This is a genomic window from Kosakonia sp., from assembly GCF_032104925.1.
In the GTDB taxonomy this organism is placed as follows: domain Bacteria; phylum Pseudomonadota; class Gammaproteobacteria; order Enterobacterales; family Enterobacteriaceae; genus Kosakonia.
Genome location: NZ_DAMCGF010000009.1, coordinates 147941 through 172552, shown reverse-complemented (window position 1 = coordinate 172552; position 24612 = coordinate 147941). Strand labels below are relative to the sequence as shown.

Sequence of the window (24612 nt, the reverse complement as noted above, 5' to 3'; positions counted from 1 at the left end):
GGCATCAAACAAGTGAAGAGGCCATCCTGACGGATGGCCTTTTTGCGTTTCTGCGCTGCGAACTTAAGCATCTGCGATGCTGGTTGCTGGTTGCTGGTTTTCAGCAGTCCCTCTGTGCGTGGCGGAAAAAGCAGCATGCCTCCGGCGCCAGCGTACAACAGGCGTGACTGCCTGATCAAACAAAGCCTCATGCGTAAGCGCGGGGCTTTTTCAAGTTCGCACATGCCCTATTCTGAATTGCTTACCTTGCTAAGTTGAAATGTGATGCAAATCACTCCTGTGATATAACAAATGTGTAACATTTTGATCTTTGCGCTGAGTGGATATGGATATTCACAAGGTTCATATCTCCAAAATCTTTAGCAGGAGTATCAATAGAATGGCAGAAAGCAGTGTGACAACACGAGACTCGCTCACCAGTAGCGATACCCGACGCAGGGTATGGGCGATCATTGGCGCTTCATCAGGTAACCTGGTGGAGTGGTTTGATTTCTATGTCTACTCCTTTTGCTCCCTCTATTTCGCGCACATCTTTTTCCCCGCAGGCAATACGACAACTCAGTTATTACAAACCGCCGGTGTTTTTGCCGCAGGCTTCCTGATGCGACCGATCGGAGGCTGGTTATTTGGCCGTATCGCTGACAGGCGCGGACGTAAGGCATCGATGCTCATCTCGGTGTGTATGATGTGCCTGGGATCGCTGGTCATCGCCTGCCTGCCCGGTTATGACTCCATCGGTGCCTGGGCACCAGCATTATTACTGCTGGCGCGCCTGTTCCAGGGACTATCAGTGGGGGGGGAATATGGCACAAGCGCGACTTATATGAGCGAAGTTGCAGTGGAAGGGCGTAAAGGATTTTACGCATCATTTCAGTATGTCACGTTGATCGGCGGGCAATTGCTGGCTCTGTTGGTTGTGGTTGTATTGCAGCAGGTTCTGAGCGACGAAGATTTACGTGCCTGGGGATGGCGTATTCCGTTTGCGCTCGGTGCCGCACTGGCTATTGTTGCGCTGTGGTTACGCCGACAACTTGATGAAACCTCACGGCAGGAGGTACGAGCCCTGAAAGAAGCGGGCTCGCTAACAGGGCTGTGGCGTAACCGCAAGGCTTTCATTATGGTGCTTGGCTTTACGGCTGGCGGCTCACTGGCGTTCTACACCTTTACCACCTATATGCAAAAATATCTGGTAAATACCGCCGGAATGCATGCCAACGTTGCCAGCGTCATTATGACAGTTGCGTTATTTGTCTTTATGCTCATTCAACCCGTTATCGGCGCGCTGTCGGACAAGATAGGCCGCCGTTCCTCAATGTTGCTGTTCGGCGGCCTTGCCACGCTCTGTACTGTCCCGATTCTCAGCGCACTGCACAGCGTCACTTCGCCTTATGCCGCGTTCGCGCTGGTCATGCTGGCATTAGTGATTGTCAGTTTCTACACCTCAATCAGTGGGATCCTGAAAGCCGAGATGTTCCCGGCGCAGGTTCGTGCGCTAGGTGTCGGGTTATCTTATGCCGTGGCGAATGCGCTGTTTGGTGGTTCGGCAGAGTATGTTGCGCTGTCGCTCAAATCGGCTGGTTTTGAAAGCAGCTTTTTCTGGTACGTTACGGTGATGGGCGCATTGGCATTTCTGGTTTCCCTGATGCTGCATCGTAAAGGGAAAGGCATCCGGCTTTAGTGTCTATCTTGCCAGTTGCCACACGGCAAAACCGGTTGTGGCACCGGCAACATCCCATGCGAAATCTTTCCAGCTCCAGCCGCTCCCTGCCGGGCGGCTATCCCATAACTCTTTCGATGCGCCAAGGCTGACAGAAAACATCAGGCCGTATACCGCACTTCGGTCACGGCTGATGCCCTGATGTTGTGCGTATTCATTCCCGGCTGCGGAAAGCATGGCCGAACCAAGAAAATGTTGTGCTTTATCCTGCCCGCTCCAGCTATCGTTCGCCATATGGCTACAGCCTGTCAGCAGCAGTGTTGTTGCCAGCAAGGTGTATTTCATTGGAAGACCTGAAAAAAAGCCCCATCGCAGGGACGGGGCTTAAGGTTAAAGAATGCGGCTAATCAGTTTATCAATGCGGATACGGCGCAGGCGGCGTATCAGCTTACGTACTTTCACCGGGTAATCCGCAATGCTCTGCAAATCGCGGTAATGATTTACCACTGTGGTGTGCGTGCGAATAAGCTCCAGCTCTTTATCACGCTGTGCGGCCAGCTCATGTTTTGGATCGTGGATGAGCACCGCGTTTTCCAGATCCAGACGCCAGGCGCGCGGGTTCAGGTTGTTCCCGGTGAGCAGGATCCACTCATCGTCGACCCACATTCCTTTCAGGTGGTAACTGTTATCGTCATCTTTCCACAGGCGAACGACAAGTTGGTCGGTATTCACATAATATTGCAGGCGGCTTAAGAAACGACGCAGGTTTATCTCATACAGATAAGGCAACGCGCCAATAATCTTAAACGGCTCATCTTCAGGAATGAAAAAGTCATTGGCCGTCTTATCGCCAACGATGATTTCGACTTTTTTCCCCTCGCGCAGCAATTGAATAATATTGCGTACCAGTACCGCAGGCAGGTTGAAATAGGGCGTACAAATCGTCAGCTTGTGCTCTGCGCACGGCATCAGATGGAAAATCGTCTTATTCAGCAGGCTGGATTTACCCAGACCAACCAGCGGAGTCACTGCCAGCTGTTCGTTATCTGCATCGCCCTGGAAATGGTACGATGCATCGCGCAATTCCTGGCGGAACAGGCGGATATCATTTTTGATTTCCGGGCTTTTAGGACGCAGCGGATCGTCAAGGCGGTTCACGCCACGACCCTGAATCAGATTCTGCTCAACCCAGCCTTGCATGACGTCTGCCATCTGCGGATTGCGGATCAACTGATAACGGTCATAGCGGTATTTATCGTGCTGATGCAGGTAAACATCGTTAAGGCTCGCGCCGCTATACAGCACGCAGTCATCAATAATAAAGCCTTTGAAGTGGAGCACGCCAAGCGCTTCGCGGGTATTAACCGGCACGCCGTAAACGGGAACGACAACGCCAGGGTTTTCCTGCGCCAGACGGCAGTACCAGTCCGCATTGGTATTCGACGCTGCTGCGCCAATACGGCCGCGCTGAGCGCGATGCCAGTCAACGAGGACGCGAACATCCAGCTCCGGGCGCTGGCGTTTTGCTTCATACAGCGCGTTCAGAATTCCTTTCCCGCCATCATCCTGCTCAAGATACAGGGCAATGATATAGATCCGGCGCGTTGCGGTGGCTATCTTCGCAAGCAGCGTCTCCCTGAAATCAGCAGGAGCATAGAAGAACTCTATATCATCAGCTGACTGAGAAATCTTGGGTAATTGGGCAAGGTGTTGTTGATGTTTATTACGCTTAAATTTTGACAACATCACAGTGCGTTTCTTCTCTGTTTATTGAAGGGTCTTCTGTTGCATGCAGACGACATAAGCGGGCAATAATAACACCGAGCCTGCTAAAGTGGTCAACATTTCCAGTACCTTACTCGGGATTACTCTGTCTGTGTCAGATGGAGCGACAAACCGACTATGCCATCTTCCAGTTGGATATCGACATCGAATCCCAGTTTACGCGCCAGTGTCACCATGCCGCGATTGTTGGGCATAGTAATACCATTCAAGCGCTTAAGTCCGTGATCCCGGGTATAACTGATGAGCTTTTCAAGTAAACGTCGTCCGAGCCCGAGCCCTTTCAAATCGGATCGCACCAGCACGGCAAATTCAGCGTCGATATTATCCGGATCGGAAATAGCGCGGGTTACGCCCAAAATCTCTTCGCCCTGATCGGTGCTGCGCACGGCCACGAAGGCCATTTCCCGATCGTAGTCGATCTGCGTCATATTCGCTAAATCATCGTGGGTAAATTCGTTGATCTCGCTAAAGTAGCGATAATAGAGATCTTCTTTTGTCACCCTGGCAATAAATGCCTGCAACTGAGGTTCGTCCTCGGGAAGAATCGGGCGGAACAAGCACTGTTCGCCATTTCTCATCTCAACATGTTCTTCCAGATGCTGCGGATAGGGGCGAATCGCAAGACGCGTCTCACCGTTCCCGGCGCTGGGCGCAATAGACATTGTGACATCCAGCGCCGTGAATTCGCTGCCGGAAGCCAGCAAAGGATGAATGTCGAGCCGTTCGATTTCCGGGCAATCGACAATCAAATTTGAGACCTGAACTAAAAACTGGCTCAGGCCAGCGATATCCAGCGTGCGTAATGCGCTGCGCCCGCGGATCTTTTTACTTTTGATCGCCTGAATGACCAGGTAGCGCGCCAGATTCATGTTCAGTGGTGGAAGCGCCACAGCGGCTTGATCCTCTGCCCGCCACTCAACGCCGCCTTCACCTAACATGATCAGCGGGCCAAAAACTGGATCGTGTTCTACCACGACACGCAGTTCCTGTGCGCCAGCACGGTTCGCCATGCTCTGCACTTGCAAACCATGGATGCGCGCCTGCGGCCAGTTCATTTTGACGCGATCGATAATCGCATCAGCAGCCTGCTGCACCTCTTTCGCGGTACGCAGATAAAGCATTACCCCCTGGACTTCCGACTTATGTGGGATATCGGGAGAGCGTAATTTCAGCGCGACCGGGTAGCCAATCTGTTCGGCAATATGCACGGCTTCCGCACTGTCGCTGGCAATCCAGGTCGGCAGCGTTTGCAGCCCCCAGGCGCGTAAAATTGGCTGCACTTCATGGGTATCCAGCGTTGATGCACCATCGGCCAGTGCCTGTTGCAGAAGGTTGTGTGCTGCGGCGGTATCTGCTGTCAGGCTCACTGAGATCGCTGGCGTTTCACGTAGCTGTTTCTGGTTTCGCCGATATTCCACCATATGCATAAAGGCCGTGATGGTGCCTTCAGGCGTTCGGTAAGTTGGCAACCCGGCTTCGCTGAACAGACGCCGCGCTTCCTGCGAGGAAAACTCACCGCACCAGTTGGTCAATACGGTAACGTATTTCCCGCGTGGGTGTTTTTTCAGCGCGTCAATTAACGCCACCGCGCTTTCGCTGCCGGGCGCTGCGGCGCTGGGCGCGTGGATCACCATCAGCGCATCGTAATCCTGGCTGTCGAGCAGAATATTCAACGCGGCGATGTAACGCTCGCTGCTGGCGTCATCGCGCAAGTCCAGCGGGTTAGCGGGTTCCACATACTCCGGCAGCACGGCGCGCAACTGCGTTATTGTCTCTTCACTCAGCGTGGCCAGCTTACCGTTGCGTGACCACAGTTCATCCAGTGCCAGTGCGGCGGGGGCTGCGCCATTACTGATGATCATCAACCGTTCGCCGCGCAACGGGCGCATATGGCTGAGCGTTTCGACGGCGGAAAAAAGTTCATGGGTATCCTGTACCCGCAATAAACCGGCGCGCTGAATTGCCGCATCCCAGGCCGGATCGAGCCCCGCATGGGAATGCAGCAGACGCTGCGCTTCCGGGCTGCGACCGCTTTTTATGACCAGAATCGGTTTATTACGTGATGCGCTACGTGCGGCGGAAACAAAGCGACGGGCGTCACTTAGCTGTTCCAGATAGAGCAGGATAGCGCTGGTTTTACTGTCGCGCGCCAGGAAATCGAGCAGTTCATCAACATCAATATCGAGGCTATCGCCGAGTGCGATGAAATAAGAAAACCCCATTTCCCGCTGCTGCGCCCAGTCGAGGATGGTATTGGAGACGGCGGCAGACTGGGAAATAAACGCCAGTTTGCCGCGTGTAATCGGCACCGGCGAAAAACTGGCGTTAAGGCCTTGCCAGGGGGCGAGCAAGCCCAGGCTGTTTGGGCCAAGCAACCGCATCTGATAGCGGCCAGCGCAGGCCAGCAAATCGGCATGCTGCTCGGGCGGAGCGGAAAGAATAATGCAGGTTTTACACCCCTTTTGGCCGAGCGCCTCAAGCAGCGTCAAATTACGTTTAGCGTGGGTACACAACACCGCAAGATCGGGCGTGAAAGGCAGGCTGGCGACATCCGGCCACGCCAGAACACCCTGAACTGCTTTATAGGCGGGCGTTACCGGTAAGACAGGACCGGCGAAACCGCCTGCCAGTAAATTGCGCATCATTAAAAAACCCGCGCGATCCGGCTTCATGGATGCACCCACCACCGCAATCGATCGGGGACGTAATAACGCTTCCAGCCCTCGTTGGCTCATACCGGCCTCCGCAAAAGAGTGACCCGATGATATTAAACGTTTTCTACGGCGTTTGCTGTGATGGCGGATGGATGATGCGGTTTCCCCGCCAGGTAACGCTCGCGGAACAGGGTGAAGTGATCGCTGAGCGCTTGCGCTGCGGTGTTGTCGCCAGCGAGATCCAACAGGGCAATGGCCACTTCCGCTGTGCAGTATTGATCGTCTGCATGCGCTTCTCTTAAACGATAGGCAGACACGCGTGACAGATCGACGGAGATAACCGGTAATGCATCCAGATAGGGACTTTTGCGAAACATTTTACGCGCTTCGGTCCAGGTGCCATCCAGCATAATAAACAGTGGCGGTTTGCCGGCGGCGGGAGCGCTCAACACCTGACGTTCGCTGCCCGCGTAAGACGCCGGGAAGACAACCATCGGTTGGTACTCGTCACTGGTACATAAATCAATAAGCGCTTGCGGTGGTTCGGTACGCGACCATTGAAAAGCCTGCGTATCGGGCAGGATATCGGCAATCAAACGCCCGGTGTTACTGGGTTTCATTGGCTCGGTGTCGAACATGACCAGGCAAAAACGGCTATTGGCGCAAGCCGGTTTTAAGGTATCACACAGACAGTTTTTCAGCGGCAGCAAGCAGCGCTGGCAGCGGCGAATACGGTTGCCACGCGCCAGAAACGGGCGCGTCGAGCGGGCAAGGCGCTCAGCACGGAGTTGGAGAACAGCGTTATTGGTCATGAAGGTCGCGCAAGAAAAACGCCATTGTCGCAGAGCTGAAAACGGGGCACAAGATGCGCCCCGAAAGGATTACAGTGATTCGTTAAGCCAGCTGTCGAACGGCGCTTTTGGCATCGCGCCACTTAGCATGTCCACCACTTCGCCATTTTTGAACAGCATAATGGTTGGAATACTGCGAATGCGGAAACGCGCACTGAGCTCGCGCTCGGCTTCGGTGTTAACTTTTACAAAGCGTACTTTACCGCTGCGTTCTTCTGCGACATCTTCGAAAATCGGCGCGAAGTTGCGGCACGGGCCGCACCATGGCGCCCAGAAATCGACAACCACAGGCAGGTCATCTTTCAGCAGCTTATCCAGGGTTTCGCCAGTCGCATTGATTACATCTCCATCGAACAGCTCATGTCCACAGCGCCCACATTTCGCGCCGTCGTTCATTCTTTCTTCAGGAATGCGGTTCAGCGCCTGACAGCTTGCACATACGGTATTCATAACTAACCTCAGGGAAGCGATGGTACAAAGCGGCGTTTCGCCGGTATGTTTCTTCAATGTTACATATTATTGATAAGAAGGTTTTAAACGACAACGCGTTTTATTCAATGAGTACAATAGCCGATAACTTTTGAACGAATTAATGGCTAAGCGCCAGCACATCAGGTAATCTGCGCGCTTCGCGCAGCGCTGGTGGAGAAAAGCATGAACGATGAATTAAAGAATAAAAGCGGCAAGGTCAAAGTGATGTATGTCCGCAGTGATGATGATTCCGATAAACGTGGCTATAACCCGCGCACCGGGAAAGGGCCAGCGCGTAGCGGAACGTCTTCGCGCGGTGGCGATGACCGTCGCACCTCCCGCGATGATAAAGGTCGTGCTGGCCGTGACGACAGAAGTCGTTCTGCTCGCGATGACCGGGGCCGCCCTGCTCGTGATGACAGAAGCCGCCCGCAGCGAGACAATTTCAGTAACCAGAGTGATTCGCCGTGGCGTACCGTTTCCCGTGCGCCGGGCGACGAAACGCCGGAAAAACCGGATCACGGTGGTATTAGCGGTAAAAGTTTTATCGATCCGGAAGTGCTGCGCCGTCAGCGCGCGGAAGAGACGCGCGTCTATGGCGAAAATGCCTGCCAGGCACTGTTCAGCAGCCGTCCTGAATCGATTGTCCGCGCCTGGTTTGTGCAGAGCGTGACCCCGCGTTTTAAAGAAGCTCTGCGCTGGATGGCCGCGAACCGTAAAGCGTATCATGTGGTTGATGAAGACGAACTGGCGAAAGCCTCCGGTACAGAACATCACGGCGGCGTATGCTTCCTGATCAAAAAGCGTAATGGTCTTAGCGTCCAGAAATGGGTGGCGAATGCCGCAGAAGAAGATTGCGTGCTGGCGCTGGAAGATGTGGGCAACCCGCACAACCTCGGCGCAATTATGCGTAGCTGCGCACATTTCGGTGTGAAAGGCGTGGTATTGCAGGATGCGGCAGTGGTTGAATCTGGCGCGGCTGTCCGTACGGCTGAAGGCGGCGCGGAACACGTTCAGCCGATCACCGGCGATAGCTTTGTCGATGCGCTGGAAGAGTTCCGCCAGGCGGGTTACGCGCTGGTGACCACTTCCAGCCACAACGGAACGCCGCTGTTTAAAGCTGAGTTGCCGAAAAAGATGGTGCTGGTGCTGGGTCAGGAGCGTGATGGTTTGTCTGATGTGACGCTGTCTCGTTCAGATTTAAGCGTCTCAATTGAAGGCACCGGCAACGTTGAAAGCCTCAACGTGTCTGTCGCAACCGGCGTGTTGCTGGCAGAGTGGTGGCGTCAAAATAAAGCCTGATAGCGCAACGCCATATGCAATAAAAAATGCCAGCGTAATGCTGGCATTTTTTTATTCTACTCGCTGAAAATCACACCCTGTGGGTATGGTCATCAACACCTTTTGGGCTCTGCTTTATTGCTGTTGGATTTCAATCTCACAAGCCTGGCAGAGGCTTTTTAAAGTCCTTACAGGGGGCAATTAACGCCGTCTTTTCTGGAGGCTGATTTTTACTTACTCTCTGCCGGGAGTGTCGGCATCCAGTCGATTGGCGTTTCGCCCTGTTTTTCCAGCCATTGATTCGCCAGGACAAAATGGTTACAGCCGAAAAATCCACGGTGCGCGGAGAGCGGTGACGGATGCGGTGCTTTCAGAACATGATGGCGTTTTGTGTCGATAATCGCCCCTTTTTTCTGTGCGTGCGAACCCCAAAGCAGAAAGACCACGCCTTCGCGGTGTTCATTAATCAGGCTAATCACTTTATCGGTGAAGGTTTCCCAGCCGAGGCTTGCGTGCGAGTGCGCCTGACCGGCGCGTACGGTGAGTACGGTATTAAGTAGCAGCACGCCCTGACGCGCCCAGCTTTCGAGATAACCATGTTGCGGGCGCACAAAACCCGGGATGCTGGCTTCCAGCTCTTTATACATATTCAGCAGAGAAGGGGGAGGTGCAATGCCCGGAAGAACAGAAAACGCCAAACCGTGAGCTTGTCCCGGGCCGTGGTAGGGATCCTGGCCGAGGATCACAACTTTGACATCGCCAAGCTCAGTGAAACGAAAGGCGTTGAACACATCTTTCTGCGGCGGATAGATGGTTATTCCGGACTGGCGTTCAGCCGCCACCGTGCTAAGGGTATTAATAAAGTACGGCTGCTGTTTTTCTTCTGCCAGCACATCATGCCATGTTAATGAAGTGGTCATCCCGCTCTCCTGCGAAGTTCGTTCCCCGTAGCTTAACTGCTTATTTCCCCGGAACAAAATTCACTGTCGTCCGTGAACGAAAATCCTAAAAATATTTTTAAAATTTACAAAAATTTTAAGTCGGTGTGACTGGTGTAACTTGATATAAAACAAGTATATTCCTCAATAGCCATTTTCACTGTGTGGTTTTTATTGATTTAAATCAAAGAATGCCGCATGTCGGACTGGTATATAAACAATCAGACAACAATGGTTTTACCAATTGGCCGGAAAGATTCCGGCTAATCAAATAATGTGCCTAAGGGAGGCTATTCATGATTACTGGTATCCAGATTACTAAAGCTGCCAATGACAACCTGCTGAATTCGTTCTGGCTGCTCGATAACGACAAAGGCGAAGCTCGTTGCGTATGTGCCAAAGCGGGTTATGCAGAAGATGAAGTGGTTGCGGTTAGCAAACTCGGCGATATCGAATACCGTGAAATTCCGATGGAAGTGAAACCGGAAGTGCGCGTTGAAGGCGGCCAGCATCTGAACGTTAACGTGCTGCGTCGTGAAACACTGCTTGATGCCGTTGAACACCCGGAAAAATACCCACAGCTGACGATTCGTGTCTCCGGTTATGCTGTGCGTTTTAACTCTCTGACGCCAGAACAGCAGCGCGACGTTATTGCTCGTACATTTACTGAAAGCCTGTAATTTCAGGCACACATAAAAACGCCGGGATATCCCGGCGTTTTTTTACTCTTCTGTATTTTGCGGCGCAGTACTTGCAGCGCTCGGCTTACGTCGCTTGCCAATGTTTTTGGTGTCACGATGGCGTTGCTTCACGCGCGGTTTCTCTTTTTCTTTCTCTTTTTTCTTCTCTGCGCGCTTCGCCAGCACTTTCTTCGACGGTTTGCCTGTCAGCTTTTCACTGGGAGCGCGCGTTTTCGCACGCAATTCATCTATTACGCGCGGCTTCAGCGGCTCTTCAACATAACGGCCAATTTTACCCAGCAGCAGATGATCGTGCGCTTCGACCAGCGAAATCGCGGTGCCTTTACGACCCGCGCGGCCTGTACGACCGATGCGGTGCAGGTAGGTATCGCCGCTGCGCGGCAGATCGAAGTTAAAGACGTGGCTGACATCATCGATATCAATGCCGCGAGCGGCGACATCGGTGGCGACCAGCACATTCACACGACCTTCAGTCAGGCGTTTGATCGCTTCGTTACGCTTCGCCTGTACCATCTCACCTTCGAGATAGCAGTTGTTGATACCCGCTTCACGCAGCCAGTTCGCCAGCTCATGCACACGTTCGCGTTTGCGCACAAACACGATAGAGCGGCTAACTTCAGGTTGCTTGAGCAGATGTACCAGCAGCGCGGTTTTATGGGCGACGTCATCGGCACGGTAGTACCACTGGTGAATTTTCTTGCGCTCACGCGTTGATGGCGTGGCGGAAACTTCGACAGGATCTTCCAGCAGGCGCTCAGCAAAATTTTTAATGGCCTCGCCTTCCAGCGTTGCGGAGAACAGCATGGTCTGCTTACGCCAGCGGGTTTCACCGGCAATATGCTCGATATCTTGTGCGAAGCCCATGTCCAGCATGCGGTCTGCTTCGTCAAGGATCAGCGTTTCTACCGCGCGGCAGTCGAAGTTCTCTTCTTTAATATATTGCAGCAGGCGGCCAGTGGTCGCGACCACGATATCCTGGTTTTCGCTGAACACTTCCGCGTGGTTCATATACGCGACACCGCCGGTAATGGTGGCGATATCCAGATGCGTGTTCGCGGCAAGTTCACGCGCGTGATCGGCAACCTGCATCGCCAGTTCGCGGGTCGGCGTCAGGATCAGGATACGCGGCGGGCCGGATTTTTTACGCGGGAAGTCCAGAAGGTGCTGCAACGCAGGCAGCAGATATGCCGCCGTTTTACCGGTGCCGGTAGGGGCGGAACCGAGGACATCACGCCCTTCAAGCGCAGGCGGAATGGCGGCGGCCTGGATGGCGGTCGGGCGTGTAAAGCCTTTACTCTGGAGCGCGTCCAGTAGGCTGTCGTCAAGTTCGAGTTCGGAAAAAGTCGTTACAGTCATGATCTACCTCTGTGTGGGGCGCCGATTATAGACGTTACGGCTGCAATCTTCATCTGTTGTCTGCTTATTGCTTTTCCGGCGCTTTGCTTTCCCCTATGCTACACCGGTTTCCGAATCGAGGTTGTAAAGATGTCCCAGTCAAAGGCTCAGTTGCGCCGTGACGGCTTCACGTTTAAAGATTTTTTTGTTGCGCACGATCGCTGTGCCATGAAAGTGGGCACCGATGGGGTGATGTTAGGCGCGTGGGCACCAGTTTCCAAAGCGCGGCATGTGCTGGACATTGGTACCGGCAGTGGGCTGCTGGCGCTGATGCTGGCGCAACGCACATCGCCAGAAGTAACAATTGATGCCGTCGAGCTGGATGAGCAAGCTGCGGGGCAGGCACAGGAAAATGTCCAGGCCTCGCCGTGGGCGGAGCGCATTACCGTGCATCAGGCGGATATCTGCCAGTGGAGCACGGAAAACACCGCCCGCTTCGATCTGATTGTCAGCAATCCACCCTATTTTGACGAAGGGGTGCAATGCGCCACGCCAGAGCGCGATAAAGCGCGCTATACCACAACGCTTGATCATCAGTCCTTGCTGGAAATTGGCGCAACGCTGATTACGGAAGAGGGATTTTTCTGCGTCGTTCTGCCGATTGAAATCAGCGAAGCCTTTGTCAGCAAAGCGCAAACGCTGGGCTGGCATCTGCGTTTGCGTACGGATGTGACTGAAACAGAAAGCCGCTTGCCGCATCGGGTCCTGCTGGCTTTCTCACCGCGAGATGGCGAAATGTTTGCCGATCGTCTGGTGATCCGTGGGCCAGATCAGCGTTACTCAGAGAGCTACACTGCGCTGACCCAGGCGTTTTATCTGTTTATGTAGTTTTGTGGCGAGAGCACTGTCGGGCCGGATTCCGGCAGTAAATCGGGGTAATCCAGCGTGAAATGCAACCCGCGGCTCTCTTTGCGCGCCATCGCACAGCGGACAATTAACTCCGCGACTTGCACCAGGTTGCGCAATTCCAGCAGGTTATTCGAAACACGGAAGTTCGCGTAGTATTCATCGATTTCCTGCTGCAACAACGTAATACGGCGCTGCGCCCGTTCAAGGCGTTTAGTGGTGCGCACAATACCGACGTAATCCCACATAAACAGCCGTAATTCGTGCCAGTTGTGTTGCAGAATAACCCGTTCATCGGCATCGTCCACGCGACTTTCATCCCATGCTGGCAACGTCGTGACCGCCTGGGCATGCGGTAAACGGTGGGCGATATCTTCCGCTGCAGACCAGCCGTAGACCAGACACTCCAGTAGCGAGTTCGACGCCATGCGGTTTGCTCCGTGCAAACCGCTATAGCTCACTTCCCCAATGGCATACAGCCCGTCGACGTCGGTACGCCCGCGATCGTCAATCATGACGCCGCCGCAGGTGTAATGTGCCGCGGGTACAATCGGAACAGGCTCTTTGGTTAAATCAATGCCAAGCCCGAGCAACTTTTCATAAATCATCGGGAAATGGTGACGGATAAATTCAGCCGGTTTATGGCTGATATCGAGATACATGCAATCGACGCCGAGGCGTTTCATTTCATGATCGATCGCACGGGCGACCACATCGCGTGGCGCTAACTCGCCCCGCGCGTCAAAATCTGGCATGAAACGGGTGCCGTCCGGGCGTTTCAAATGTGCGCCTTCACCGCGTAACGCTTCCGTGAGCAGGAAGTTGCGCGCCTGCGGGTGGAACAGGGCGGTAGGGTGAAATTGATTAAACTCCAGGTTCGCCACCCGACAGCCCGCACGCCAGGCCATGGCGATACCGTCCCCGGAGGCGATATCCGGATTGGTGGTGTACTGATAGACCTTTGAGGCGCCACCGGTTGCCAGTACCACAGCTTTTGCCTGGCAAGTTTCCACCTGTTCTTTATTACGGTTCCACACCCACGCGCCCACCACACGGCGCGTTCCGGCCAGGCCAATTTTGTCGGAGATAATCAGATCCACCGCATTGCAGCGCTCAAGCACGCGAATGTTCGGATGGTTAATCGCCTGGGTGACCAGCGTGTTTTCGACCTCTTTGCCGGTCGCGTCGGCGCTATGCAGAATGCGGCGGTGGCTATGCCCGCCTTCGCGCGTGAGATGGTAACTGGCTTCGCCGTTGGCAGCGACTTCGGTATCAAACAACACGCCTTGATCAATAAGCCACTGGACACACTGGCGCGCGTTGCTGGCGACAAACTCGGCGGCATGGCGCTCCACAATCCCGGCACCGGCAATCAGCGTGTCTTCCACATGCGATTCGATGCTATCGGTTTCATCAAATACCGCAGCGATACCGCCCTGCGCATAAAATGTCGAACCTTCGCTAATGGGACCCTTGCTTAAAACAATGACCTTATGTTTGTCTGCAAGCCGTAAAGCCACCGAAAGACCGGCCGCGCCGCTGCCGATGACCAGTACATCACAGGAGAGTTCAGGAGTCGTTTTCATGGTTTGTTTAATTTACTAAACAGTGTTTGCGCAGCATAGCACCGTAAGCGGCAATTGATCACTGTTTTTTGTTGCTCTTGTATTAACGGCTAAACATGTAGGTAAGGGGGAAAAGAGATAACCGGAAAAAAGCTATTAATAAGCAGTTTGTTAGCGAGGGCGTATTAGAGATGAAAAAAAAGCGGTATTGCGTTACTCTCTGGCGGTCTTAAGGTCTTTTCTTTGAGAAAACACATTGTTCAAAGTTTGCGGACTTATAATGAGTGAGAATGAAAAGTCTGTGGAACGATGCACAAAAACAAAGGCGTAACGGAACTTTATCACATACTGCCCCTCTAACTGGCTGCTTGCTCATATAGTGCAGTATTGGAGTGGCGTTCTGGATACGCGTGGAAATTGGTTTTGGGGAGACTTTACCTCGGATGAGCGAGCAGTTAACGGATCAGGTCCTGGTCGAAAGGGTCCAGAAAGGAGATCAGAAAGCGTTTAACTTACTGGTGGTGCGCTACCAGCATAAAGTGGCGAGTCTGGTTTCCCGTTATGTCCCTTCGGGCGATGTGCCTGATGTCGTACAAGAGTCATTTATAAAAGCCTATCGCGCGCTTGATTCATTCAGGGGGGATAGCGCTTTTTATACCTGGCTGTACCGAATTGCGGTTAATACAGCGAAAAATTACCTGGTTGCCCAAGGGCGCAGGCCGCCATCCAGTGATGTGGACGCAATTGAAGCAGAAAACTTCGAAAGTGGCGGTGCACTGAAAGAAATTTCGAACCCTGAGAACTTAATGTTGTCAGAAGAACTGCGACAAATAGTTTTTCGTACCATTGAGTCACTCCCGGAAGATTTACGTATGGCAATTACGTTGCGGGAGCTGGATGGCCTGAGTTATGAAGAGATTGCGGCCATAATGGATTGTCCGGTAGGTACCGTTCGTTCGCGTATCTTCCGTGCGCGGGAAGCTATTGATAATAAAGTTCAACCGCTTATCAGGCGTTGACGATAGCGGGATACTGAAAAAGGTATTAGGCATGCAGAAAGAACAACTTTCCGCTTTAATGGATGGTGAAACGCTGGATAGTGAGCTGCTCGTTGAGTTGTCTCAGGATCCGGAAATGCAGAAAACCTGGGAGAGCTACCATCTCATCCGCGATTCCATGCGTGGTGACACCGCCGATCTCCTCCATTTCGATATCTCAGCCCGAGTAATGGCCGCGATTGAGAATGACGCTGTTCAGGCGCCGGCGCCATTGATTCCTGAAGCTCAGCCCGCTCCTCACCAATGGCAGAAAATGCCGTTCTGGCACAAAGTTCGTCCGTGGGCCAGCCAGCTTACCCAGATGGGCGTTGCGGCATGCGTATCGCTTGCTGTAATTGTTGGCGTCCAGCACTATAATGGCTCGGCTGAATCAACCCAGCAGCCCGAAGCGCCAGTGTTTAATACGCTGCCGATGATGGGCAAAGCCAGTCCGGTGAGTTTGGGTGTTCCGTCTGATGCGACGGCAAATGCCGGTCAGCAACAGCAGGTGCAGGAACAACGTCGTCGCATTAATGCGATGCTGCAGGATTATGAACTGCAACGCCGTCTGCACTCCGAACAGCTTCAGTTTGAGCAGGCGCAAACACAGCAAGCAGCTGTTCAAGTGCCAGGAAATCAAACTTTAGGAACGCAATCGCAGTAATGAAGCAACTTTGGTGTGCCATGTCTTTTGTGGCTACTGGCTTGTTCTTCTCTGTCAACGCCTCGGCTGATGTTTCGTCCGGGGCGTTGCTGCAGCAAATGAACGTGGCGAGCCAGTCGCTCAACTATGAACTCTCTTTTGTCAGCATCAATAAGCAGGGTGTTGAATCGTTACGCTACCGCCATGTGCGTCTTAACGATCAGCCGCTTGCGCAGTTGTTGCAAATGGACGGCCCCCGCCGCGAAGTGGTACAGCGTGGCAATGAGATCAGCTACTTCGAGCCGGGTCTTGAGCCTTTCACGCTCAACGGCAACTTCATCGTCGATTCATTGCCGTCGCTGGTTTATACCGACTTCAAACGTCTTTCTCCCTATTACGATTTCATCTCAGTGGGACGCACGCGCATTGCCGACCGGTTGTGCGAAGTGATCCGTGTTGTGGCGCGTGATGGCACCCGTTATAGCTATATTGTGTGGATGGATGAAGAAACCCGCCTGCCGATGCGCGTTGATTTGCTTGATCGTGATGGTGAAACCCTTGAACAGTTCCGCGTTATTGCTGTTACCGTCAACGGCCAGGTGACCAACAGCATGCAAACACTGGCGAAAGCCAGTTTGCCGCCGCTGCTTTCACTTCCGGCTGGCGATAACGTCGTGTTTAACTGGGAACCGGCCTGGTTGCCCCAAGGGTTTAGCGAAGTCTCCAGCAGCCGCCGCCAACTGCCAACCATGGATATGCCCGTTGAATCCCGCCTCTATTCCGACGGCTTGTTCAGCTTCTCCGTTAACGTTAACCGTGCTAATCAGAACAGCGCCGATCAGATGCTGCGCACCGGTCGACGTACCGTGAGCACGACGGTTCGTGATAACGCTGAAATCACGGTTGTCGGTGAATTGCCGCCGCAAACCGCAAAACGTATTGCGGACAGTCTCAAATTTAAGGCCGCACAATGATAAAAGAGTGGGCGACCGTCGTTTCCTGGCAAAATGGTAACGCGCTGGTCGAATGTGATGTCAAAGCTTCCTGTAGCAGTTGCGCTTCGCGTGCCGGTTGCGGCAGCCGCGTGCTGAATAAACTCGGTCCGCAAACCACGCATACCATTGCCGTGCCCAGTGCCGAGCCGTTAGTTGCCGGGCAGAAAGTTGAATTAGGCATCGCCGAGAGCAGCCTGCTGGGCTCCGCGGTACTGGTCTATATGTCGCCGCTGGTAGGCCTGTTTGTCATGGGCGCCATTTTCCAGGCGCTCTTCGGCCAGGATCTCGCCGCGCTTTGCGGCGCAGTGCTTGGCGGCGTCGGCGGTTTTTTACTGGCCCGTGGTTTGTCGCCAAAGCTTGCCACTCGCAGCGAATGGCAGCCGGTTATTCTCAGCGTCGGCCTGCCTCCGGATCTTATCCGCGTCGACAACGCATCCGCTGAACGCCAGCCGTAATATCCTCTTTAAGTCTTACGATAATAGCGATACTTTTCTGCCTGGTATCAGCATTTCCCCGCATTGTTGTTGTAGTGTAGAATGCGGCGTTTCAGTACATTGACGTCAGGCGCGTACAGGCCTCTTAGTTACTCGTAAGGCATAAAAACTCACTATATGAAGAATATTCGTAACTTTTCGATCATCGCTCACATCGACCACGGTAAGTCGACGCTGTCTGACCGTATCATCCAGATTTGCGGTGGTCTTTCCGATCGCGAAATGGAAGCCCAGGTTCTTGATTCCATGGATCTTGAACGTGAGCGCGGCATTACCATTAAAGCGCAAAGTGTCACGCTGGATTACAAAGCCAACAATGGCGAAACCTACCAGCTGAACTTTATCGATACCCCCGGTCACGTTGACTTCTCCTACGAGGTTTCCCGTTCGCTCGCCGCCTGCGAAGGCGCACTGCTGGTGGTGGATGCGGGCCAGGGCGTGGAAGCGCAGACGCTGGCAAACTGCTATACCGCCATCGAGATGGATCTGGAAGTCGTACCGGTACTGAATAAGATCGATCTGCCAGCCGCCGATCCTGAGCGTGTTGCAGAAGAAATTGAAGACATTGTTGGCATCGACGCCACCGATGCGGTGCGCTGCTCGGCGAAAACCGGCGTGGGCGTGCCCGATGTGCTGGAACGCCTGGTACGTGACATCCCGCCGCCGGAAGGCGATCCGGAGGCGCCGTTGCAGGCACTGATCATCGACTCCTGGTTCGATAACTACCTTGGCGTGGTTTCTCTGGTGCGTATCAAAAATGGCACCATGCGCAAAGGCGACAAAATTAAGGTGATGAGTACCGGGCAGGTTTATAACGCCGACCGCCTGGGGATTTTCACGCCGAAACAGGTTGATCGCACCGAACTGAAGTGTGGCGAAGTAGGCTGGCTGGTTTGTGCGATTAAAGACATTCTCGGCGCGCCAGTGGGCGATACCCTGACTTCCTCCCGCAACCCGGCAGATAAAGCGCTGCCAGGCTTTAAGAAGGTCAAACCGCAGGTTTATGCCGGTCTGTTCCCGGTCAGCTCTGACGATTACGAAAACTTCCGCGATGCGCTCGGCAAACTGAGCCTCAACGACGCCTCGTTGTTCTATGAACCGGAAAGCTCCACCGCGCTGGGCTTTGGTTTCCGCTGCGGCTTCCTCGGTCTGCTGCATATGGAGATCATCCAGGAGCGTCTTGAGCGTGAATACGATCTGGATCTGATCACAACCGCACCGACCGTAGTCTACGAAGTGCAGACCACCAATAAAGAAGTGGTTTACGTCGATAGCCCGTCTAAGCTGCCGCCGCTGAACAACATTGACGAACTGCGCGAGCCTATCGCCGAGTGTCACATGCTGCTGCCGCAGGAGTACCTTGGCAACGTTATCACGCTGTGCGTAGAGAAACGTGGTGTGCAGACTAACATGGTTTACCACGGCAACCAGGTTGCGCTGACTTACGAAATTCCGATGGCGGAAGTGGTGCTGGACTTCTTCGATCGTCTGAAGTCAACGTCGCGCGGTTATGCGTCACTCGATTACAACTTCAAGCGTTTCCAGGCCTCTAACATGGTGCGTGTGGACGTGCTGATCAACGGTGAGCGTGTGGATGCGCTGGCGCTGATCACCCATAACGATAACGCCCCGTACCGTGGCCGTGAGCTGGTCGAGAAAATGAAAGAACTGATCCCGCGTCAGCAGTTTGATATCGCGATTCAGGCGGCGATCGGTAACCACATTATTGCCCGTTCGACAGTCAAACAGCTGCGTAAAAACGTGCTGGCGAAATGCTACGGCGGTGACGTGAGCCGTAAGAAAAAGCTGCTGCAGAAACAGAAAGAAGGTAAGAAACGCATGAAGCAGGTCGGCAACGTCGAACTGCCGCAGGAAGCGTTCCTTGCCATTCTGCATGTGGGCAAAGATAGCAAATAATCCTAAGGAGTTGGCATGGCGAACATGTTTGCCCTGATCCTGGTGATCGCGACACTGGTGACGGGTTTTTTATGGTGCCTGGATAAATTTATTTTTGCACCAAAACGTCGGGAACGTCAGGCCGCTGCGCAAGTTGCGACAAGCGATGCGCTTGATGCAAAAACGCTGAAGAAGATCGGTCCGAAGCCTGGCTGGCTGGAAACCGGTGCGTCCGTATTCCCGGTGCTGGCTATTGTGCTGGTGGTGCGTTCGTTTATTTACGAACCGTTCCAGATCCCATCTGGTTCAATGATGCCAACGCTGCTTATCGGTGATTTCATTCTGGTGGAGAAGTTCGCCTATGGAATTAAAGATCCGATCTACCAGAAAACGCTGATTGAAACCGGTCATCCGAAACGTGGTGACATTGCGGTATTTAAATACCCGGACGATCCGCGTCTGGATTACATCAAACGTGTGGTTGGCGTACCGGGCGATAAAGTGACCTACGATCCCGTGACCAAACAAGTGACCGTGCAGCCGAACTGCAGCTCTGGTCAGGCTTGCGGTAGCGCTTTGCCTATCACTTACAGCAACGTTGAAGAGAGCGATTTTGTGCAGACCTTCGGACGTCGCTCCGGTGGTGAGGCAAGCAGCGGTTTCTTCCAGTTACCGAAAGGCCAGTCCCTGCCGGATGGCGTACGTTTAACCGAGCGTAAAGAGACGCTGGGGGATGTGACGCACCGCATTCTGACCGTGCCTATCGCGCAGGATCAACTGGGGATCTACTATCGTCAGCAGAGCCAGCCGCTGGCTACCTGGATTGTGCCGCCGGGTCATTACTTTATGATGGGCGACAACCGCGATAACAGCGCAGACAGCCGCTACTGGGGCTTTGTGCCGGAAGCGAACCTGGTTGGCCGTGCCACGGCAATCTGGATGAGTTTCGAAAAACAAGAAGGTGAATGGCCGACAGGCGTGCGCCTGAATCGTATCGGCGGAATTCATTAATTAACCAGGGCGCAATCAACGCGATTGCGCCCTTAATTATTTCCAATATTATTCCCACCAGACTAACGACAACCCCGGTCGTTGCGTATAGAATATTCCCCCGAAGTTTAAGGCTGGTTCCCCCGGGCGCCACAGCACACGAAACCGCGTTGGTTTTCTCAGGTCGGTTTCGTGTGCTGCATTGTTGACGCATTTATTTATTGGTATCGCATGAACCCCATCGTAATTAATCGGCTTCAACGGAAGCTGGGCTACACTTTTCAACATCAGGATCTGTTGCAGCAGGCATTAACCCACCGCAGCGCCAGTAGCAAACATAACGAGCGTCTCGAATTTCTCGGTGACTCTATTTTAAGTTATGTGATTGCTAACGCGCTCTATCATCGTTTCCCGCGTGTGGACGAAGGTGATATGAGCCGCATGCGCGCGACGCTGGTGCGTGGAAATACGCTGGCGGAGATTGCCCGCGAATTCGAACTGGGTGAATGTCTGCGCTTAGGGCCGGGCGAACTGAAAAGCGGCGGTTTTCGCCGTGAATCGATTCTGGCAGACACCGTTGAGGCGTTAATTGGCGGGGTGTTTCTTGATAGCGATATTCAGACCGTCGAACAATTAATTCTGAGCTGGTATCAAACGCGCCTTGATGAAATCAGTCCTGGCGATAAACAAAAAGATCCGAAAACGCGCCTGCAGGAGTTTCTGCAGGGTCGCCATCTGCCGCTGCCGTCTTATCTGGTGGTGCAGGTGCGCGGCGAAGCGCACGATCAGGAATTTACTATCCACTGCCAGGTCAGCGGCCTGAGTGAACCGGTGGTTGGCACAGGTTCCAGCCGTCGCAAGGCGGAGCAGGCTGCCGCCGAACAGGCGCTGAAAAAACTGGAGCTGGAATGAGCGAAGAAAAAACCTATTGCGGATTTATTGCCATCGTCGGACGTCCCAACGTTGGCAAATCCACCTTGTTGAATAATCTGCTTGGGCAGAAGATTTCCATCACCTCTCGTAAGGCGCAGACCACGCGCCACCGCATCGTCGGTATCCATACTGAGGGCGCGTATCAGGCGATTTACGTCGATACCCCGGGCCTGCACATGGAAGAGAAACGTGCCATCAACCGTCTGATGAACAAAGCTGCCAGCAGCTCCATCGGTGACGTTGAACTGGTCATTTTCGTTGTGGAAGGCACCCGCTGGACGCCGGATGACGAAATGGTGCTGAACAAGCTGCGTGACGGCAAAACGCCGGTGATCCTCGCGGTCAACAAAGTGGACAACGTGCAGGAGAAAGCCGATCTGCTGCCGCACCTGCAGTGGCTGGGCAGCCAGATGAATTTCCTCGATATCGTGCCGCTGTCTGCCGAGACCGGTCTGAACGTTGATACCATCGCGGGCATCGTGCGTAAGCATCTGCCGGAAGCGGTGCATCACTTCCCGGAAGATTACGTGACCGACCGCTCACAGCGCTTTATGGCCTCGGAAATCATCCGCGAAAAACTGATGCGTTTCCTCGGTGCGGAACTGCCGTACTCGGTCACCGTGGAGATCGAACAGTTCGTGACCAACGAACGAGGTGGTTACGACATCAACGGGTTGATCCTTGTTGAGCGCGAAGGGCAGAAGAAGATGGTGATTGGCAACAAAGGTGCCAAAATCAAAACCATCGGTATTGAAGCCCGTAAAGATATGGAAGAGATGTTCGAAGCCAAAGTTCACCTGGAACTGTGGGTGAAAGTGAAATCCGGCTGGGCCGACGACGAACGCGCGTTGCGTAGTCTCGGTTACGTAGACGATCTCTAAGAGCCTGCTCTGTATGGCTCCCGGGTTGCAGGCAAACTGCCAGGCTTTGAGTGTTCAGGTGCTTGCTCGAATAAGCGCTCTGGATGCGCGGATGAAGCCAGCGCTGCTGCGGCCTGAAAGACGACGAGAATAATATGGAAGGCTGGCAGCGCGCTTTTGTTCTGCATAGTCGCCCGTGGAGCGAAACCAGCCTGATGCTGGACGTCTTCACGGAAGAGTCTGGTCGTGTGCGCCTTGTCGCCAAAGGCGCACGTTCCAAACGTTCTAATCTGAAGGGCGCATTACAGCCTTTCACTCCTCTGCTGGTGCGCTTTGGCGGGCGTGGCGAAGTTAAAACGCTGCGCAGCGCGGAAGCGGTATCGCTGGCACTGCCGCTCAGCGGCATCACGCTCTACAGCGGTCTCTACGTTAACGAACTTATCTCCCGCGTGCTTGAACACGAGACGCGCTTTTCTGAACTGTTTTTTGATTACCTGCACTGTATCCAGGCCCTGGCAGGTGTCACCAGCACGCCGGAACCGGTGCTGCGCCGTTTTGAGCTGGCGCTGCTCGGGCATCTGGGTTATGGCGTTGATTTTCTCCACTGCGCCGGCAGCGGCGAGCCGGTCGATGATGTAATGACTTATCGTTACCGGGAAGAAAAGGGCTTTATTGCCAGTGTCGTGATAGATAACAGCACCTTTACCGGGCGGCATTTACGCGCACTGGCGGAGAGGGAGTTCCCGGATGCCGATACACTCCGCGCCGCAAAGCGCTTTACCCGTATCGCGTTAAAGCCGTATCTTGGAGGCAAACCGCTGAAAAGCCGGGAGCTGTTCCGGCAGTTCGTGCCAAAAAGATAGCAGAATAACAACCGGACTGACGCGGCGAAGCGCGCGTCAGTGCCTTTGAGAACATTGAGGATTGTCATGGCTGAATTATTGTTGGGCGTCAACATCGATCACATCGCCACACTGCGTAACGCGCGCGGGACGGCCTATCCGGACCCGGTGCAGGCCGCTTTTATCGCCGAGCAAGCAGGCGCTGATGGCATCACGGTGCATTTGCGTGAAGATCGTCGTCATATTACTGACCGCGACGTGCGCATTCTGCGCCAGACTTTGCACACCCGAATGAATCTGGAAATGGCGGTGACCGAAGAGATGCTGGCGATTGCCTGTGAAACCAAACCGCATTTTTGCTGCCTGGTGCCGGAAAAACGCCAGGAAGTCACCACCGAAGGTGGGCTGGATGTGGCCGGGCAACGCGAGAAAATGCGCGACGCCTGCCAGCGACTGGCGCAGGCGGGCATCCTGGTGTCGTTGTTTATCGATGCTGATGCTGAGCAGATCAAAGCGGCGGCAGAGGTTGGCGCACCGTACATCGAAATTCACACTGGTTGCTACGCGGATGCTAAAAGCGATGCCGATCAGGCAAAAGAGCTTGAACGCATTGCTAAAGCAGCGACCTACGCAGCAAGCCTTGGCCTGAAAGTTAACGCCGGACACGGCCTGACCTATCACAACGTCAAAGCCATTGCCGCGCTGCCGGAAATGCACGAGCTGAACATCGGTCACGCCATTATTGGCCGCGCGGTAATGAGCGGCCTGAAAGAGGCGGTAGCAGAGATGAAACGGTTGATGCTGGAAGCGCGCGCGTAATGGCGATTCTGGGATTAGGTACGGATATCGTCGAGATAGCCCGCATCGAAGCGGTGGTCGCCCGCAGTGGCGATCGCCTGGCTAAACGGGTGCTGAGCGACAACGAGTGGGTGCTGTATCAGGCGCATCAGCAGCCGGTGCGGTTTCTGGCGAAACGCTTTGCGGTCAAAGAAGCGGCGGCAAAAGCCTTAGGCACGGGGATCCGTAACGGGCTGGCGTTTAATCAGTTCGAAGTGTTTAACGATGCGCTGGGCAAACCGAGCCTGCGCCTTTGGGATGAAGCACTGCGGATGGCGGAGCAGATGGGCGTGCGCGCCATGCACGTGACGCTGGCGGATGAACGCCATTACGCCTGCGCGACGGTGATTATCGAGAGCTAAATCTTATCTGCGTGGTGCATCAGGACAAACTTGTCCCACAGCTGTTCTTCAGTTTCCACATGCGCTGGATCTTTGAGGATGGTATTGGGTATCGGGCACACTTTCTGGCAAGTCGGGGTTTCGTAATGGCCGACGCACTCGGTACACCGATCGCTGTTGATTTCATAAATGCTGTCGCCCATCGAAATGGCTTCGTTCGGACATTCCGGTTCGCACATGTCGCAATTGATGCAGCGTTTTGTAATGAGTAAAGCCATTTCAAAGAATTACCGTCAAATCTGGATGCTATCTGGAAACTACTGAATGTTAACCGGCGCACTTTACCACAGAAACCGGGTAGCCCCAATCACGATGATGTTTTTGCGCACAAAAGTGGCGCGGGACAACCTTTCTACTCCCTCCTGAGACGTTTTGGCGAATGTTCTTAATCAAACATAAGAAAAGCGTCATTGACCGGATAATATTTCTGCGCTGAAAATATAAATAACACACGGGCAGAATAGAGTGCGGTGTCTTTTTATTGATTAAGAATGATCACCCTGTCTCTGATATATGAATGTTGTTCTATTTTAGCGCGGC

24 protein-coding genes are annotated in these 24612 nt (G+C 53.8%); 15 read left to right on the top strand and 9 right to left on the bottom strand.

The window, feature by feature from the left end; genetic code table 11:
- The first annotated feature begins 379 nt into the window (after window positions 1–379).
- Complete coding sequence (locus RT644_RS17850; RefSeq protein ID WP_313627399.1) at window positions 380–1678, top strand: MFS family transporter; 1299 nt, start codon at window positions 380–382, stop codon at window positions 1676–1678.
- A gap of 3 nt (window positions 1679–1681) precedes the next feature.
- On the opposite strand, the gene RT644_RS17845 is transcribed toward RT644_RS17850, so the two are convergent.
- The 5 genes from RT644_RS17845 to trxC all read right to left on the bottom strand — a co-directional run bounded on the left by RT644_RS17845 (window position 1682) and on the right by trxC (window position 7397).
- Window positions 1682–2002, bottom strand: a complete 321-nt coding sequence (locus RT644_RS17845) for a YfiM family lipoprotein (protein WP_097407588.1) — start codon at window positions 2000–2002, stop codon at window positions 1682–1684.
- A 45-nt stretch (window positions 2003–2047) separates the two neighbouring features.
- Window positions 2048–3403 (bottom strand): CDP-diacylglycerol--serine O-phosphatidyltransferase, encoded by a 1356-nt coding sequence (gene pssA / locus RT644_RS17840; RefSeq protein WP_020454762.1) that lies wholly within the window; start codon window positions 3401–3403, stop codon window positions 2048–2050.
- A gap of 119 nt (window positions 3404–3522) precedes the next feature.
- Window positions 3523–6177 (bottom strand): GNAT family N-acetyltransferase, encoded by a 2655-nt coding sequence (locus RT644_RS17835; RefSeq protein WP_313627398.1) that lies wholly within the window; start codon window positions 6175–6177, stop codon window positions 3523–3525.
- A 32-nt stretch (window positions 6178–6209) separates the two neighbouring features.
- Window positions 6210–6908: a tRNA-uridine aminocarboxypropyltransferase gene (locus RT644_RS17830; protein WP_020454760.1), complete on the bottom strand. Its 699-nt coding sequence runs from the start codon at window positions 6906–6908 to the stop codon at window positions 6210–6212.
- Window positions 6909–6977: 69 nt separating this feature from the next.
- Window positions 6978–7397, bottom strand: a complete 420-nt coding sequence (gene trxC / locus RT644_RS17825; protein ID WP_020454759.1) for a thioredoxin TrxC — start codon at window positions 7395–7397, stop codon at window positions 6978–6980.
- Between the two features lie 204 nt (window positions 7398–7601).
- Here trxC and RT644_RS17820 point away from each other — a divergent pair, with 204 nt between their 5' ends.
- Window positions 7602–8720: a tRNA/rRNA methyltransferase gene (locus RT644_RS17820; RefSeq protein WP_269230551.1), complete on the top strand. Its 1119-nt coding sequence runs from the start codon at window positions 7602–7604 to the stop codon at window positions 8718–8720.
- Between the two features lie 209 nt (window positions 8721–8929).
- Here RT644_RS17820 and ung read toward each other — a convergent pair whose 3' ends face one another.
- Window positions 8930–9619 (bottom strand): uracil-DNA glycosylase, encoded by a 690-nt coding sequence (gene ung, locus RT644_RS17815; protein WP_020454757.1) that lies wholly within the window; start codon window positions 9617–9619, stop codon window positions 8930–8932.
- Between the two features lie 314 nt (window positions 9620–9933).
- On the opposite strand from ung, the gene grcA reads away from it, so the two are divergent.
- Window positions 9934–10317 (top strand): autonomous glycyl radical cofactor GrcA, encoded by a 384-nt coding sequence (gene grcA, locus RT644_RS17810; protein ID WP_020454756.1) that lies wholly within the window; start codon window positions 9934–9936, stop codon window positions 10315–10317.
- 42 nt (window positions 10318–10359) lie between these two features.
- Here the strand turns inward: grcA and srmB are convergent, their stop codons facing one another.
- Window positions 10360–11694, bottom strand: coding sequence for an ATP-dependent RNA helicase SrmB (gene srmB / locus RT644_RS17805; RefSeq protein WP_097407585.1), 1335 nt, complete (start codon window positions 11692–11694; stop codon window positions 10360–10362).
- Between the two features lie 129 nt (window positions 11695–11823).
- Between srmB and trmN the strand changes: the two genes are divergently transcribed.
- Window positions 11824–12561: a tRNA(1)(Val) (adenine(37)-N(6))-methyltransferase TrmN gene (gene trmN / locus RT644_RS17800; protein WP_313627397.1), complete on the top strand. Its 738-nt coding sequence runs from the start codon at window positions 11824–11826 to the stop codon at window positions 12559–12561.
- Here trmN and nadB read toward each other — a convergent pair.
- Complete coding sequence (gene nadB, locus RT644_RS17795; protein ID WP_313627396.1) at window positions 12546–14165, bottom strand: L-aspartate oxidase; 1620 nt, start codon at window positions 14163–14165, stop codon at window positions 12546–12548. The genes trmN and nadB overlap by 16 nt on opposite strands.
- A gap of 422 nt (window positions 14166–14587) precedes the next feature.
- Here nadB and rpoE point away from each other — a divergent pair, with 422 nt between their 5' ends.
- The 11 genes from rpoE (at window position 14588) to acpS (ending at window position 24033) form a co-directional block, all read left to right on the top strand.
- Complete coding sequence (gene rpoE, locus RT644_RS17790; protein ID WP_000003307.1) at window positions 14588–15163, top strand: RNA polymerase sigma factor RpoE; 576 nt, start codon at window positions 14588–14590, stop codon at window positions 15161–15163.
- 31 nt (window positions 15164–15194) lie between these two features.
- Window positions 15195–15845 (top strand): anti-sigma-E factor RseA, encoded by a 651-nt coding sequence (rseA, locus tag RT644_RS17785; RefSeq protein WP_097400249.1) that lies wholly within the window; start codon window positions 15195–15197, stop codon window positions 15843–15845.
- Entirely contained in the window at window positions 15845–16798 is a 954-nt protein-coding gene (gene rseB, locus RT644_RS17780; protein ID WP_020454751.1) for a sigma-E factor regulatory protein RseB, read from the top strand. The genes rseA and rseB overlap by 1 nt, the downstream gene beginning before the upstream one ends.
- Window positions 16795–17274 (top strand): SoxR-reducing system protein RseC, encoded by a 480-nt coding sequence (gene rseC, locus RT644_RS17775; protein WP_020454750.1) that lies wholly within the window; start codon window positions 16795–16797, stop codon window positions 17272–17274. The genes rseB and rseC overlap by 4 nt, the downstream gene beginning before the upstream one ends.
- A 156-nt stretch (window positions 17275–17430) precedes the next feature.
- On the top strand, window positions 17431–19230 hold the full coding sequence (lepA, locus tag RT644_RS17770; RefSeq protein WP_020454749.1) for a translation elongation factor 4: 1800 nt from the start codon (window positions 17431–17433) through the stop codon (window positions 19228–19230).
- A gap of 15 nt (window positions 19231–19245) precedes the next feature.
- Window positions 19246–20220 (top strand): signal peptidase I, encoded by a 975-nt coding sequence (gene lepB, locus RT644_RS17765; protein WP_313627395.1) that lies wholly within the window; start codon window positions 19246–19248, stop codon window positions 20218–20220.
- Window positions 20221–20430: 210 nt separating this feature from the next.
- Window positions 20431–21111 (top strand): ribonuclease III, encoded by a 681-nt coding sequence (gene rnc / locus RT644_RS17760; protein ID WP_044489704.1) that lies wholly within the window; start codon window positions 20431–20433, stop codon window positions 21109–21111.
- Window positions 21108–22013: a GTPase Era gene (era, locus tag RT644_RS17755; protein WP_020454746.1), complete on the top strand. Its 906-nt coding sequence runs from the start codon at window positions 21108–21110 to the stop codon at window positions 22011–22013. The genes rnc and era overlap by 4 nt, the downstream gene beginning before the upstream one ends.
- A gap of 134 nt (window positions 22014–22147) precedes the next feature.
- Window positions 22148–22855 carry a DNA repair protein RecO gene (gene recO / locus RT644_RS17750; RefSeq protein ID WP_017459036.1) on the top strand — a complete coding sequence of 236 codons (708 nt, stop codon included), beginning with the start codon at window positions 22148–22150 and terminating at the stop codon, window positions 22853–22855.
- A gap of 66 nt (window positions 22856–22921) precedes the next feature.
- Window positions 22922–23653, top strand: a complete 732-nt coding sequence (gene pdxJ / locus RT644_RS17745; protein WP_017459035.1) for a pyridoxine 5'-phosphate synthase — start codon at window positions 22922–22924, stop codon at window positions 23651–23653.
- Window positions 23653–24033 carry a holo-ACP synthase gene (gene acpS / locus RT644_RS17740; RefSeq protein WP_045510492.1) on the top strand — a complete coding sequence of 127 codons (381 nt, stop codon included), beginning with the start codon at window positions 23653–23655 and terminating at the stop codon, window positions 24031–24033. The genes pdxJ and acpS overlap by 1 nt, the downstream gene beginning before the upstream one ends.
- Here acpS and RT644_RS17735 read toward each other — a convergent pair.
- Window positions 24030–24290, bottom strand: a complete 261-nt coding sequence (locus tag RT644_RS17735; protein WP_017459033.1) for a YfhL family 4Fe-4S dicluster ferredoxin — start codon at window positions 24288–24290, stop codon at window positions 24030–24032. The two genes, acpS and RT644_RS17735, sit on opposite strands and share 4 nt — an antisense overlap.
- Between the last annotated feature and the right edge of the window lie 322 nt (window positions 24291–24612).